Consider the following 13,509-nt stretch of genomic DNA (forward strand, 5'->3'; position numbering starts at 1 on the left):
CGAATCCCTCAGGCGTGCTTGCCTGCGCGCTCGCTGGCCGGTCCCCACTCACGCGCGAGGTTGCAGGCTGAGCCGATCAGTCCGATGTGGCTGAACGCCTGCGGGAAATTGCCCAGCTGGCCGGAGCCCGGCGCGTACTCCTCCGCCAGCAGCCCGACGTCGTTGCGCACCGCGAGCAGGCGCTCGAAGCGTGCCCTCGCCTCCTCGTACCTTCCCAGCAGCACCAGCGCGTCGACCAGCCAGAACGAGCACAGCAGGAAAGCGCCCTCGCCATCGGGCAGGCCGTCCACACCGGAGTGTGTCGCGTAGCGCAACACACAGGTCTCATCGACCGAGAGATCGGCGATGACCGCGTCCACGGTTCCTGCCACCCGGGGGTCGTCGGCGGGCAGGAAACCCACGATGGGGATCAGCAGCAGGCTCGCGTCGACATCCGTGCCCCCGAAGAACTGGGTGAAGGTGTTGCGTTCGGCGTTGTACCCCTTGGCGCAGACCTCGGCGTGGATGGCGGACCGGAGCTCGCGCCAGTGTTCCACGGGCCCGTCGAGCCCGTGCCGCTCGACAGCCGTGACCGCGCGATCGAACGCCACCCACGCCATGACCTTGGAGTGGGTGAAGTGCTGGGGTGTACCGCGGATCTCCCAGATACCCTCGTCCGGCTCGTTCCACCGGGACTCGAGATCGCTCAACAGCGCGCGCTGCAGGGACCATGCCTCCGGTTCCGGGTCGATACCGACCTCACGCGCGTAGTGCAGGGCGTCCATGACCTCGCCGTACACGTCGTGCTGGCGCTGGGTGGACGCGGCGTTGCCGATACGCACCGGCCTGGAGTTCGCGTACCCGGCCAGCCAGTCCAGGGTCAGCTCCGGCAGCCGGTGCTCCCCGGCGATGCCGTACATGATCTGCAGTCGCTTGGGGTCGCCGGCCACCGCACGGAGCAGCCAGTCCCGCCACGCCACGGACTCCTCCCGGTAACCGCCCTGCATCAGCGCCTGCAGGGCGAAGGTGGCGTCGCGCAGCCACGCGTAGCGGTAGTCCCAGTTGCGTTCCCCGCCGAGCTGCTCGGGCAACGATGTGGTCGGGGCGGCCACGATCGCGCCGGTGGGGCGGTATGTCAGCGCCTTCAGGGTGATCAGCGAGCGCTGCACGGCCTCGGCATAGTCGCCCTGGTAGATACTGTGCCCGGACCACTGCTGCCACCACTGCGTGGTGGCGTCCACGGCCCCCGGCACATCCCCCTGCGGAGGCGCAGGCTCATGGGAGGGATGCCACACCAGCTCGAAGGGCACCTGCTCGCCGGGGTCCACCGTGAAGTCGCCCACCGTCCTCAGGTCGCGCCCGTGCACCTCGACCGGCGAGGCCAGGGTGATCGCGTCCGGGCCTGCCACCGCCCGGAGCCGCCCGTCACGGCGGGTCACCCAGGGCACGAGCGAACCGTAGTCGAAGCGGATGACCAGCTCCATGGTCATGGCAACGCGCCCGGCCACGCCTTCCACAAGGCGCACCACATCGTGGCGCGCCCGCCCGTCGGCCGGGCGGGGCGGCATCGCGTCGACCACCCGCACGGTTCCCTCGGCTGTGTCGAACTCGGTCTCGAGTACCAGCGTTCCCGGCCGGTACCGGCGCCGCACGGCGGTGACCTCCCCTGCGGGGGCCAGCAGCCACCGGCCGTTGGTCACGTCACCGAGCAGGGCGGCGAAACAGGCCCGCGCGTCGAACTGCGGCAGGCACAGCCAGTCGATGCTGCCCGATCGGCACACCAGCGCTGCCGTCTCGGTGTCGCCGATGAGCGCGTAGTCCTCGATCGGGTGGGACGAGCTCACGGACACCGCCTCGTGGACGCCGTTACGTGCCGGTCCGGTTCGCAGGGCATGATCCGAGTCTCGCACGCCGCACCGAGACGCCCCGAGGGACTCCTGCGGGCGGGGATCAGGGATCACGTTGTGTCAGCAGGCTGACACAACTGTGTTCATCTCGCGGTTATACGGTTGAATGGGGATATCACCGGCTGCCGGACCGGCGAGCGGCGCAGGCCCGGAACCGGACCGTGCACGTATACGCGATCACTGGAGGTACAGGTGCGACACCGCGCCGGCGCGGCGGGACTCCTCACTGCGGGGCTGCTCGTCCTCGCTTCCTGCGGCACCTCGACCGAGGACGATCGCACCGACGCCGCTACCGGCACAGGGGACGGCACTCAACAGCAGGACGCGCAGCAGGACGGCGAGCCGGCCGGACCGTTGCGGTTCTCCGCGCAGACGGTGAACGGCGAGGACATCCGCGGCGAGGACTTCGCAGGCGGGGCGGCGATGTTCTGGTTCTGGACACCGTGGTGCACGATCTGCCAGTCGGAGGCTCCTGCCCTGGCCGAGGCGCACGCCACGCACGGTGAGCAGGTCGACTTCGTCGGCGTCGCAGCCGACGACGACGTCTCGGCCATGCGGGACTTCGTGACCGACTACGAGCTCGGCACGTTCGAGCACATCAACGACGCGGACCGCGAGGTGTGGAGGACGTTCGGCGTGACGAGGCAGCCCGCGTACGCGTTCGTCGACCCGTCCGGTGAGGTCGACGTCGTGCGGGGCACGGTCGGCGAGGACGAGCTGGATCAACGGCTCAGCGACCTGGCCGAGTCCTGAGTATCGCGATCATGGACAGCGGCATCCTCGCCTTCGCGCTGGCCGCCGGGCTGGTCGCGGCGTTCAACCCGTGTGGTTTCGCGATGTTGCCCGCCTACCTCGCGCTGGTCGTGCTGGGTGACGGCGAGCGGCCCAGCAGGACTCGGGCCGTCTACCGGGCGCTGGTGGCGACCTCGGCCATGGCGTTCGGTTTCCTGCTCGTCTTCGGCACCTTCGGCCTGGTCATCTCCCCGCTCGCTGGGCAGGTGCAGCGGTACCTCCCGGCGGTCACCGTGGGCGTGGGCGTGGCGCTGGTCGCCATCGGTGCCTGGCTGCTCGCCGGGCGGGAACTGACCCTCCTACTGCCCGGACCCACCGTGGGAAAACCCACCGGGCAGCTTCGCTCGATGCTCGGATACGGCATCGCGTACGCCGTCGCCTCACTGTCCTGCACCGTCGGGCCGTTCCTCGCGGTGACCGGGCAGACGTTCCGTGCAGGCTCGGTCTCCGCAGGTATACTCGCGTTCCTCGCCTACGGGACGGGGATGGCACTGGTGGTCGGGGTCCTCGCCGTCGCTGTCGCGGTCGCGGGTACGCAGATCGTCTCGCGGATCCGGGGAGCGCTGGGTGTCGTTCACCGCACCGCGGGCGCCTTGCTCGTACTCGCGGGCGGCTACGTCGTGTACTACGGCATCTACGAGATCCGGCTGTTCCACTTCGGTGGCGAGGCCGGCGACCCGGTCGTCGGCTCGGTAACCGCCGTTCAGCAGGTCCTGGCATCGATTGTGGACTCGATCGGCGCGCTGCCCCTGCTCGCCGTACTCGCCGCCGTCGTCCTACTCGCGGCCCTCGCCGCCCGACGCCGCTCCCGCCTCGTGCGCTGAATGACGCTTTCAGTCCATGAGACGGACTGAAAGCGTCATTCAGCATATCCCTAGCTGAGGGAGAACAGCGGACCCGTTACGGTCAGGCCGAGATCGTCGACGTAGGCGAAGAATGCGAACAGCATCAGCGCCGCACCCGCCAATCCGACGTTCTTCATGAAGTGGGTCATCTCGCCCTGACGTGCCTGCTCGTCCGTCTCCTTCCAGAACGTGTGCATGAGCGCTGCCGAGAGCACCACATGGATGAGCAGCAGCAGGGCACCCAGGTCGGCCCAGATACCGAGCAGCACCGACAGGCCACCGATGATGATCACAATGCCGGAGACCACCACAGCCACCTTCGGCAGCGGCACTCCTCGGGACTGCGCGTAACCGGCCATACCGTTGACCTGCATGAGGTGATTGACCCCGGAACCGACGAACAGAATCGCGAACAGTATGCGACCGATGAGGACAACGACTTCCATCAGGAACCTCCTCGTCATTACGGATCGTCCACCTGCGACGACGCCGATACACCCATGATGGACCTCGAACGGTCCGATGAAAAGGACGATTCGCTCGACCGGTCACACGACGCTCGTCCCGTACTCGCGGTGCGGCCGCATCCGGGCAGCACGCTGTCCCGTGCCGTGCCCGAAGCCGGTGCGCAGCCACCCCTGCGCACCAGCGACTATCCGATGTGCTCCGCGCCGCCGGGACGAGGGGCCGGGCGGACCGACGAGCGCCGGGGGCCGTGCGGGCAGCCACCGGCCCGACCCTTGTCAGGACCAGGGGTAGAAACCCTGTCCGGCCTTGCGCCCCAGCTCACCACGGTCGACCCTGACCCGCGGCAGCCGGGCGGGGAGAACCGGCCGCCGAGCGTGCCACCGAGGTACCCGGCCACCGCCGGCCGCGCATCGAGACCGACCTGGTCGGTGGAGCGCAGCGGCCCCATCGGATGCCGGCACGCGGATATATCGCCGTGTCGATGGGCCGCGCGCCGACGACCCCGTCGGAGAGCATGCGGACAGCTCGGCGATGAACAGTGAGCTGGTGTTGCCGGCTCACCGCGCGCCCGCCAGCATCCCGAGCACGGCCTCGGAGTGAAAGAACGGCTCCAGCCTGCGCCGGACCAGACCGGCCAGCTGCCCGTCCGCGTTCAGCGCCCCGACAACGGCCGGGGCGTAACGCTGCACCTCGGTGACCAGATCGTCCCTGCTCAGGCCGAGCTCGTCGAGAAGCTCCGTAACGGTGTAACCACCGTAGGTGTCGAAGAAGACGTCGACTCCGGCCGCGATCATGGTGCGGAAGTACTCGGTGTCGCGCAGGATCGCCCAGATCTCGCTGCCGATCCCGGCCAGCTCCAGGAGGTCCTCGCGGCTGAGATAGTCGCGCAACCCGCTGACCGTGTCCTCGGCGTGCAGGTCCCACACCTCCATCGCCGCTTCGTGCAACGGCGCCTCGTCGACGGTGTGCCGGATCGCGCCACTCACCCGGCGCAGCGCGAGCTGGGTCCCCTTGCCCGCCATATCGCCGAGCAACTGATCGAGGTGACGCGACGTCGCACCGCGCACCTTGCTGGTCGCACGCTCACCGGCCGACAGCAGTGAAGCCACGCCAGGCACCCGCTCGGCGAGGTCGCGGTTCTGCTGCATCACATCGGCCACCAGCTTGGTGACGAACCAGGACGCCACCGTGGCCACCACCGGACTGTCACCGAGCCGTCGCAGGATCTCCTCGTGCAGGGAACGCATCCCGAGAACCTTGGTCACCAGCGCTTCCACGTGTTCCCGCTCGACGACCTCGCCGAGCTGGTGCTCGTCGTTGGCGGCATGCCGGTAGACCGCGTCGGCGATGCCGGTGACCATGGGGTCGATGACGGCGCTGCCTGCCGGCTTGTCCAGGATCGTGTTCGCAGTGGCCTTCACGCGTTCCCGGTCGACAAGGTGGCCGAGCGTGGTCGTCGCCGCGACACCGAGCAGGTCGTCCACATCTCTGGCAACGACCTCCGCGAGACGGTCGCCGGTGAGCTCGCCGAGGATGAACTCCACCTGCGCGTCGAGCAGCCGGTTGGCCAGCTCGGTGGGGTCGACCGTCATGGCGCCTCTTTCCTGTCGGGGTAACGGCCCGCGGCATCGCCTCCCGCGGCCGCACGGCTGGTGCCAGCGTATGCCCGGAGCGGGCACGCGGACGAACGGGATGCGCGCCTCACATCCTTCCAATGCCCCCGGCCGTACGGCGTGCCGTCCGGACGGCACGGTCCCCGTCACCGCCCGCCGGCCACGCCTGGTCGCCACGGGCCCGGCGTGGCTGAGACGGGGCACACAGCGTGTTGACTTCTACCATACTTTAAGTTGGATGCTGAGCGTCATGACACAGACATACGCAGCACAGCAGAGCACAGCATCCATACCCACTCGCCTCACCCACCGGATCAACTGGTGGCAGGCGATCACCGCCGGCGTCGTACTGTCCGGACTGGTCAACCTGGCGCTGTACCTCATCGGGCATCTGGCGGGAGCCACGTTCCTCGTTGCCGCCGAGTCCGGCTCGGACGAGGTTACGGCGGGGATGATCCTGTTCTTCTCCACGGTCCCGCTGGCCGTCGGTACTGCCCTGGCAGTGCTCCTGGCCAACTGGTGGACGTGGGTACTCCGGCTCGCCCAGGTCATCGGTGCGGCACTCGCGCTGGCGACGATCGCGGGCATATTCGCGGCGGAAGCCGGTACCGGCACCGCCATCTCGCTCACCGTCATGCACGTCGTCGTCGCCGTCGCCGTGGTACTCATCCTCGAGGTGGTTCGCGGGACACACCGGCACAACCGGCGTGCTGAATGACGCTTTCAGTCCATACGGGTGGTTGAATGACGCTTTCAGTCCCGCTCATGGACTGAAAGCGTCATTCAGCCTGGATTGCCACGCGGTTTGAGCCGGGTCCCGGGCAGCGGAGGCACCGGCAGCCGGGGAGTGCTGCCCGAATACCCCTCCACACGGCCGAACCGCTCGGACTCCTGCTCCCACTCCTCGGCGAAACGGACGATCTCCTCGTGACTGCGGCCGACGAAGTTCCACCACATGACGATCTCCGTACCGAACGGCTCCCCACCGAGCAGGATGGCCCTGGCCGGCTCCGTGGTCCGGTTGGTGACCGTGACCGAACGCGTGCCGGTGCCGAGACAGGCGAGGTCCCCGGCGTCGAGCTCCGTGCCCTCGACGGTGACAGCGCCCGTACAGGCGAGGACCCCGTGTTCGAAAGCGGCGTCGACATCCAGCGTCAGCTCGGCCGACGGGGCCAGCAGCAGCTCCGCACCCAGCAGCGGGGAGAAGGCACGCGCCGGTGAGGACACCCCGGCCAGCTCGCCGAGAAACACCCGCACCGTGGCCCCGTCGAGCTCGACCGGTTCGGGGACGTGATGCTGGAAGTCCCGCGGAGCATCGCGGTGCTCGTCGGGCAGGGCCACCCACAGCTGCACCCCGTGCAGGACGGGGCCGCCCCGCGTAGCCACCTCCGAGTGACAGATACCTCGGCCACCGGTCATCAGGTTCAACTCGCCGGGTCGCACCAGCGCGCGCACACCCGAGCTGTCCCGATGCTCGATCTCGCCCGCGAACAGCCAGGTGACGGTTTGCAGCCCGGTGTGCGGGTGCGGTGGCACGTCGACCCCGCCCGTCTCGGCGATCTCATCGGGTCCGAACTGGTCGGCGAAGCACCACGGGCCGACCATCGAGCGAGCACGCTGCGGCAACGTACGGCGCACGCGCATCGCACGCTGTCCGCCCAGCGGGACCGACCGCGCGCCGAGCACCTCCACCCTGGCAGGCGAGGCCACCCGCGTACGGCACGCCAGCTCCACAGGGTCGGTCTCGGTATTGCTCATCGGCTCACCATCACGCTCCGATCGTATCGGCCCCCGGCGGCGCCCGCGCGCCTGACGGAAGAATTAAACGCATGTTGACTTATTTCCTGTCGGGGGCTAACATCGCTACCCGGTCAACCGACCAGTCGACGGGAGCGAGCGCCGATGCGGACACTTCTCAGCCGGCTCGATGCGGCAGGCACTCGTTATCCCCGTCGGGTGCTCATGTCGCTCGTCGTGGCCACGCTCGGCTTCGCGGTGCTGGCATCCACCAACGAGTTCGAAGTCGACATCACCCAGCTGGGGCGCGACGACGCGGAGGCCGCACAGGCCCTGGACCGCGTCCAGGAGGACTTCGTCGACCCCTCGGCCACCGTGCAGGTGATCCTGGATGCGGGCCCCGGCGCGAACGTCCTCACCACAGCTGGGTTCGACGCCGCGGCGCACGCCGAGGACATCGCCGTCGACGCCCTCGGCCCCGACGCCCGCGACGGTGACCACGGCGGAACGCACGTGACCTCCCTCGGGACCGCGTTGCGGGAGCAGGGGGTGGATCCGGCCGCGGCCGGCGAGGACAGGCTCGGCGCCTCCGCAGCCGAGCTGATCACCTCGAACCCGCGCATGGCGGCCCTGGTCTCCGACGACGTCGATCTCGAGGACGGCAGTGCCCGCGCCATGGTGCTCGTGCTCGGACTCGACCCGGGGCTGTCCAAACCCGAACGCATCGAGGCAGGCGAGCGGGTACAGGCGGCATTCGAGGACGGCGACCCTGCCGCGCTCGGCGACATGCGCGTCACCGTCTTCAGCCTCGGGCTGTTCGACTCCGGGATGCTCGACGCTGTGCAGTCCGAGGCACCGATGCTGTTCGCGATCGCGCTGCTCGTGGTGCTGGCCGTGCTGGCGCTGATGTACCGGTCGGTGTTCGATGTGCTCGTCGGGTTCGCCGGGCTACTGTGCACTGTGGTGTGGACGTTCGGGATCGCCGCGTTGCTCGGCCCCGCACATCTTGGCTGGACCGGACCACTGACCCAGCTGGCCATCGTCGTGCCCGTACTGCTGGTCGGCCTGGGAATCGACTACTCGGTACACCTCACGGCCCGTTACCGGGAGCAGCTCGCGGCGGGTGCGAACCCCGCCGATGCGGCCGGTCGCGCCCTCCACACCGTCGGCATCGCGCTCATTCTGGCCACAGTGGCCACCGCGGCCGGCTTCGCGACCACGGCGACCGCTCCGGTACCCATGATCGCCGATTTCGGCGTCTTCGTCGCGGTCGGCGTGCTCTGCGCGTTCGCGATCATGACACTGCTCGTCCCTGCCGCGCGCGTGCTGCGAGACCGTGACGGAGCCCGGCAGCCGGGCAGGGTGCGGGAGATCGGGTTGGGGCGCCTCGTCGGTGCACCCGTCGCGCTGGCGCGGCGGGCACCGGCGCTGGGCCTCGCGGTGGCCACCCTGCTGACACTCGGATCCGTGCTGGCCGCCACGGATCTGGATACGGAGTTCGACAGGGACGACTTCGTCCCCACCGGCTCGGATATCGAAGCGACGCTGACCCACCAGAAGGAGCTCTTCGGCTCCGGTGTCACCGAGTCGACCTACGCGGTCGTCGACGGCGACTTCACCGACCCGGATCTCACGGCGGCCATCCGGCAGGCGCACGGCGCCCTCGCCGACGTGCCGGACGTGCGCACCGTTGGCGGTGCGCCGCAGGCGACATCGATCGTCTCGCTCGCGGCACGTACCGGTGCGGACGTCACCGGTGGAGGAGACCTCGCTGCGGTCTACGACCGGCTTCGCGGAACCGTCGGCGAGCAACAGGTCGGACAGTTCCTCTCCGCGGACGACCGCGCCGGACTCGTGCACATCCGCACGACCGCGGGCGACTCCGGAGCCGAACGGCTGCGCGCGGAGATCGAGAACGCGTTCACCCCGGTGGCCGACGCCGGGGCGAGCGTCGCCGTCACCAGCGAGCCCATCATCATCAACGGCATGAACGACGACCTCGGCCGGTTCCAGGCCCGGGCCATCGTGCTGACCCTGTCCGTGGTGCTGGGACTGCTGGTCGCGTACTACACGGCGGCGTACCGCAGGCCGGTACTCGGTGTCATCGCGATGACCCCCGCGGTGGCAGGCGCCTCGTGGATCCTCGGCACGATGTGGCTGCTCGGCATCAGCTTCAACGCGCTGACGGCCACGCTCACCGCGATCGCGATCGGCATCGGTGTCCCGTACGGGGTGCACGTCGTGAACCGGTTCACCGAGGACCGAGGTTCCGCGCCCGCAGGGGACGCGATCGCGAGGACACTGCGCAACACCGGCGGCGCGCTGGTGGGCTCGGCCGTGACCACCCTCGGGGCGCTTGTCGTCCTGTCGTTGTCGAACCTGCCGCCTATCCAGTCCCTCGGCGTGCTCGGTGGCGCGGCGATCGCGTTCGCGCTGCTCGCCGCCACGCTGGTCGCTCCGGGCATGCTGGTGCTGTGGGCGCGCAGCCATGACGGCAGCCGCCGCGGCTAGGATGGCTGCACCGTGACCGCACCACACCAGCGGGGACGCTCGGGCAGGCGCCCGGGCAGTCCCGACACCCGCAGCCAGATCCTCGAGGCCGCTCGCACCGAGTTCGCCGAACGCGGCTACGAGAGCGGCTCGATGCGCGGCATCGCCACCAGGGCCGGTGTCAACGCGGCCCTGCTGCACCACTACTTCGGCAACAAGGAGCAGTTGTTCGTCGCGGCGGTGGAGCTGCCGTTCGATCCGGACGACGTCGCCGCCGCGATGGCCTCCGTCCCTCAGGAGCGCCGGGGTGAGCAGTTGGTGCGCACGTTCTTCGGCATATGGGACGAGCCGAGCCGCAGGGAGCCGATGCTCGCGTTGCTGCGCTCCGCGATGGCACACGAGTCCGCAGCGGCACTGCTTCGCCAGTTCGGCACCCGCGTGATGGTGCCCCGCGTCACTCCATCAGTGCAGGGGCCGGATGCCGAGCTGCACGCCGAGGCCGCCGTCTCGCACCTGCTCGGGCTCGCACTGTTGCGTTACGTCCTCCAGGTCGAGCCGCTCGCCTCGACGCCGCTCGACGAGCTGGTGGCCCTGGCCGGACCGGTCGTGCAGCGCTACTTCGACGGCTGAGGCTCGAGCACGACCTTCGAGTAGCCTTCCTCGCGCCGGTCGAAGCGGGCATAGGCCTCCGGGGCCTCGGCGAGCGGCATCCGCTTCGAGACCACGAAGCTCGGCCGCGCACGCCCCGCGACGATCAGGTCACGTAGCTGCCGGTTGTAGGCCTTGGCGTCGGCCTGGCCACTTCCCATCCGTAGGCCCTTCTCGAAGAAGCGGCCCATCTCGATCAGCAGCCTGCCGTGCGCGGCTTCCTCGCTCGGCGCACCCGGGTCCTCGGGCAGGTACAGGCCCACAACGCCGATCGCACCCGTGGGGCGCACCGTAGCGATCAAATCGTTGAGCACGATCGCGGGTTGCTCCTGTCCACTGGAGACCGTCGCCTGGTAGCCAACCGCGTCGACGCCCTTGTCGACACCACCCTTGGTCCGCTCGACGATCTCGCCAGGAGCGTCCTGTGTGGAGAAGTCGACAGGGACGGCACCGACCTGCTCGGCCAACCGCAGCCGGTCGCCGACCTTGTCCACGGCGTAGACCTCGGAGGCACCGCGCAGGATCGCGGAGTACACGGCCATCAGGCCGACCGGCCCCGCGCCGTAGACCGCAACGGTCTCACCGGGAGAGACATCGGCCAGCTCCGTAGCGTGGTAGCCGGTCGGGAAAATGTCGGCGAGCATGGCGAAGTCGTCCTCGTGCTCGTCTCCCTGCGGCAGTGTCAGGCAGTTGAAGTCCGCGAACGGCACCCGAAGGTACTCAGCCTGCCCGCCGCGGTACGGCCCCATGCCTACGTAGCCGTACGCGCCACCCGCGCCGGGCGGGTTGACGGTAAGGCAGAATGCGGTGTCCCCCGCGAAACAGTTGCGGCAGAATCCGCAGGCCACGTTGAACGGCAGGCTCACCCGGTCACCGCGCCGCACACTCGTCACGCCGGATCCGGTGTCCTCGACGATGCCCATGTTCTCGTGACCGAACACGATCCCCGGTTCGGCGACCGTACGCCCCTCGTACATGTGCAGATCGGATCCGCAGATCGCCGTGGAGGTGATCCGGACCAGCGCATCGGTCGGCTGTTCGAGCTCCGGATCCGGCACCTGCTCCACCCGCACATCATGGGCACCCTGGTACACGACTGCCCGCATACTCGACTCCCTCGTCGGTTACAGGTCGGACACGACCCGGCTACCCGCCACAGCGGACCGGTACGCATCGTCCGGGGCCCGGCTGTGGGACACACGGTTGCGTGACATCGCCGTGCGCGAGGCGCCCCGCGACAGGCACGAGCGCTGAGCGGCGCCGCCGCACAGCGGGGACGGTCGGCGCGTCGGCCTGCCAACCACTCCGTGGCCCCGCGTAGCCCCTCGAGCGCGAGCTCGTCACCACCATCGTGCCGGTGCGCGCGCACCCCGGCCGATCGCTCCCGGAACGCCGCCGACCCCGGCCCGGGGACAGCTGGTGCGCCGTCATGCTCGCCCAGCGCCTCCTTCCCGTGCGGCGATGGCCCCGGCCACCTCCGGGTTGTTCTCGTCCGGCAGGTTCAGCGCGGGCAGTGCTGCCTCGATCTGCGCGCGGTTCGGCTCCAGCCACGGCGGCAGCTTGAGGGAACGGCCGAGTTCGAGCAGCGGCTCGTCGGCCGTGAACCCGATGTCCTCGGTCGCCAGCTCCAGGAGGGTGCCTCCCGGCTCGCGGAAGTAGATCGAGTGGAAGTACTGCCTGTCCAGGATCGAGGTCACCTGAACACCCTTCCCGACAAGCTCCGCGCGCCAGGCGCGCTGCGTCGCGTCGTCCGGGACGCGCCACGCGACGTGATGCACTGTCCCCCTGCGACCAGGCCCTGCGGCGCGTCCGGTGTGACGAGAACGTCGACGATGGTTCCCGGGCCGCCCTCTCCTGCTTCGAAGCGGAACCTGTTGCCCTCCTGGTGCGAGAACCGCAGCCCCAGACCGTCGGTGAACATCGCCGCGGTGGACTCCTCGTCGCGCACCGAGAGGGTGACCGAATGCAGCCCGCGGATCGCGCGCTCGGCGGGCACGGCCGGGGTGTCCCACGGCTCACGCGGGTCTCCCTGCGGGTGTGCCACCAGGGAGATGGCCAGCCCGTCAGGGTCCCGGAAGGTCAGTGCCTCCTCGTTGGCCTCCTCGTTGTCCGCGGTGCGCACCCTGCTGGTTTCCACACCGGCCGCCTCCAGGTGCTGCTTCCACCAGCCGATCGAGTCCTCCGGCACGGAGAACGACGTCGTGGTGGCCTGGCCTGCCCCGTGACGGCCACCGGGCACACCCTTCCAGGGGAAGAAGGTGAGCAGGCTGCCCGGTCGTCCCGCCTCGTCCCCGTAGTACAGGTGATACGTGCCGGGGTCATCGAAGTTGACCGTCGTCTTGACCATGCGCAGCCCGAGGGTCCGCAGGTAGAAGTCCACGTTGCGCTGCGGGTCGCCACCGATCGCTGTCACGTGGTGCAGCCCGCTGGTCGCGATCGCCATGATCGCACCACCTCAATCCTTCCGGCAGGCATCGGAGTACGACGTCTCTCCCTCAGTGTCGTATTCCCGCACGGAACCGGCCACACCCGCAATGGGAGACCAGGCCATTCGACTGAACGATCAACGTCATCGTGACAGATATAGATGATATGTCAACAATTTGAGCGGGCTGTCTGCCTATGGCCGGTACCCGATGGCTCCCCGTCGCCTGCTCCGGGCAGGGAGTACTCAGGATGCGCCGGCGCCACGCAGCCCCGACAATGGCTTCCGGGCCGTTCGAAGCCCGGCGTGCGCATACAGCAGCACTGCAGCCACGTGACTCGTACGAGGAGGCGCACATGCCCGAGCACACCTACCGGGTCACCGAGATCGTCGGCAGCTCCGGTGAGAGCCTCGACGAAGCGATCCGCGGCGGGGTCCGGCGCGCGGGCCAGACGCTCCGCGGGCTCGACTGGTTCGAGGTCTCCGAGATTCGAGGCCATATCGAGAACGGCGAGGTCGCGCACTACCAGGTCTGCATGAAAGTCGGCTTCCGGCTGGAAGAACCCGGCTGACCGGCGCGGAGGGGCTAGTCGACGGACTCCTTC

The 13,509-nt window shown here is 69.2% G+C and carries 12 protein-coding genes and 1 pseudogene; 6 read left to right on the forward strand and 7 right to left on the reverse strand.

Annotated elements, in window-relative coordinates; translation table 11 throughout:
- Positions 1 to 8 precede the first annotated feature (8 nt).
- Positions 9 to 1,823: a glycoside hydrolase family 15 protein gene (locus CHB84_RS05975; RefSeq protein WP_176439798.1), complete on the reverse strand. Its 1,815-nt coding sequence runs from the start codon at positions 1,821 to 1,823 to the stop codon at positions 9 to 11.
- 255 nt (positions 1,824 to 2,078) lie between these two features.
- On the opposite strand from CHB84_RS05975, the gene CHB84_RS05980 reads away from it, so the two are divergent.
- Positions 2,079 to 2,639, forward strand: a complete 561-nt coding sequence (locus tag CHB84_RS05980) for a redoxin domain-containing protein (protein WP_176439799.1) — start codon at positions 2,079 to 2,081, stop codon at positions 2,637 to 2,639.
- Positions 2,640 to 2,650: 11 nt separating this feature from the next.
- On the forward strand, positions 2,651 to 3,502 hold the full coding sequence (locus CHB84_RS05985) for a cytochrome c biogenesis CcdA family protein (RefSeq protein WP_245818583.1): 852 nt from the start codon (positions 2,651 to 2,653) through the stop codon (positions 3,500 to 3,502).
- A gap of 50 nt (positions 3,503 to 3,552) precedes the next feature.
- Here CHB84_RS05985 and CHB84_RS05990 read toward each other — a convergent pair whose 3' ends face one another.
- Both CHB84_RS05990 and CHB84_RS05995 read right to left on the reverse strand, forming a co-directional pair.
- Positions 3,553 to 3,969 (reverse strand): DoxX family protein, encoded by a 417-nt coding sequence (locus CHB84_RS05990; RefSeq protein WP_089300487.1) that lies wholly within the window; start codon positions 3,967 to 3,969, stop codon positions 3,553 to 3,555.
- Between the two features lie 579 nt (positions 3,970 to 4,548).
- The gene (locus CHB84_RS05995) at positions 4,549 to 5,583 is read right to left on the reverse strand and encodes a hypothetical protein (RefSeq protein WP_089300488.1); all 1,035 of its coding nucleotides are present in this window, start codon (positions 5,581 to 5,583) and stop codon (positions 4,549 to 4,551) included.
- 271 nt (positions 5,584 to 5,854) lie between these two features.
- On the opposite strand from CHB84_RS05995, the gene CHB84_RS06000 reads away from it, so the two are divergent.
- Positions 5,855 to 6,322 carry a DUF6069 family protein gene (locus CHB84_RS06000; protein ID WP_141134587.1) on the forward strand — a complete coding sequence of 156 codons (468 nt, stop codon included), beginning with the start codon at positions 5,855 to 5,857 and terminating at the stop codon, positions 6,320 to 6,322.
- 65 nt (positions 6,323 to 6,387) lie between these two features.
- On the opposite strand, the gene CHB84_RS06005 is transcribed toward CHB84_RS06000, so the two are convergent.
- Positions 6,388 to 7,362 carry a pirin family protein gene (locus CHB84_RS06005; protein WP_089300490.1) on the reverse strand — a complete coding sequence of 325 codons (975 nt, stop codon included), beginning with the start codon at positions 7,360 to 7,362 and terminating at the stop codon, positions 6,388 to 6,390.
- Between the two features lie 204 nt (positions 7,363 to 7,566).
- Between CHB84_RS06005 and CHB84_RS06010 the strand changes: the two genes are divergently transcribed.
- Both CHB84_RS06010 and CHB84_RS06015 read left to right on the forward strand, forming a co-directional pair.
- A complete protein-coding gene (locus CHB84_RS06010) occupies positions 7,567 to 9,852 on the forward strand; it encodes an efflux RND transporter permease subunit (RefSeq protein WP_245818590.1) in 2,286 nt (761 codons plus the stop codon).
- A 12-nt stretch (positions 9,853 to 9,864) separates the two neighbouring features.
- Positions 9,865 to 10,461 carry a TetR/AcrR family transcriptional regulator gene (locus tag CHB84_RS06015; protein WP_089300492.1) on the forward strand — a complete coding sequence of 199 codons (597 nt, stop codon included), beginning with the start codon at positions 9,865 to 9,867 and terminating at the stop codon, positions 10,459 to 10,461.
- Here CHB84_RS06015 and CHB84_RS06020 read toward each other — a convergent pair.
- From CHB84_RS06020 to CHB84_RS23435, 3 genes and pseudogenes are all read right to left on the reverse strand, one after another.
- Entirely contained in the window at positions 10,446 to 11,585 is a 1,140-nt protein-coding gene (locus CHB84_RS06020) for a glutathione-independent formaldehyde dehydrogenase (RefSeq protein WP_089300493.1), read from the reverse strand. The two genes, CHB84_RS06015 and CHB84_RS06020, sit on opposite strands and share 16 nt — an antisense overlap.
- 321 nt (positions 11,586 to 11,906) lie before the next feature.
- Complete coding sequence (locus tag CHB84_RS23430) at positions 11,907 to 12,491, reverse strand: VOC family protein (protein WP_245818591.1); 585 nt, start codon at positions 12,489 to 12,491, stop codon at positions 11,907 to 11,909.
- A 95-nt stretch (positions 12,492 to 12,586) separates the two neighbouring features.
- A pseudogene (locus CHB84_RS23435) lies at positions 12,587 to 12,922 on the reverse strand (VOC family protein); the annotation flags it as partial.
- Between the two features lie 338 nt (positions 12,923 to 13,260).
- Between CHB84_RS23435 and CHB84_RS06030 the strand changes: the two are divergent.
- Positions 13,261 to 13,476 (forward strand): dodecin, encoded by a 216-nt coding sequence (locus CHB84_RS06030; protein WP_089300599.1) that lies wholly within the window; start codon positions 13,261 to 13,263, stop codon positions 13,474 to 13,476.
- Positions 13,477 to 13,509 lie beyond the last annotated feature (33 nt).

The sequence above is a fragment of the Haloechinothrix alba genome, from assembly GCF_900188115.1.
Lineage (GTDB): Bacteria > Actinomycetota > Actinomycetes > Mycobacteriales > Pseudonocardiaceae > Haloechinothrix > Haloechinothrix alba.

Bases quoted from the DNA above. Each gene is read 5' to 3' on its own strand.
- CHB84_RS06010 (WP_245818590.1), top strand. From the start codon at position 7,567: ATGTCGCTCGTCGTGGCCACGCTCGGCTTCGCGGTGCTGGCATCCACC.
- CHB84_RS06020 (WP_089300493.1), bottom strand. From the start codon at position 11,585: ATGCGGGCAGTCGTGTACCAGGGTGCCCATGATGTGCGGGTGGAGCAG.
- CHB84_RS05995 (WP_089300488.1), bottom strand. From the start codon at position 5,583: ATGACGGTCGACCCCACCGAGCTGGCCAACCGGCTGCTCGACGCGCAG.
- CHB84_RS05985 (WP_245818583.1), top strand. From the start codon at position 2,651: ATGGACAGCGGCATCCTCGCCTTCGCGCTGGCCGCCGGGCTGGTCGCG.
- CHB84_RS06030 (WP_089300599.1), top strand. From the start codon at position 13,261: ATGCCCGAGCACACCTACCGGGTCACCGAGATCGTCGGCAGCTCCGGT.
- CHB84_RS06005 (WP_089300490.1), bottom strand. From the start codon at position 7,362: ATGAGCAATACCGAGACCGACCCTGTGGAGCTGGCGTGCCGTACGCGG.
- CHB84_RS05990 (WP_089300487.1), bottom strand. From the start codon at position 3,969: ATGGAAGTCGTTGTCCTCATCGGTCGCATACTGTTCGCGATTCTGTTC.
- CHB84_RS06000 (WP_141134587.1), top strand. From the start codon at position 5,855: ATGACACAGACATACGCAGCACAGCAGAGCACAGCATCCATACCCACT.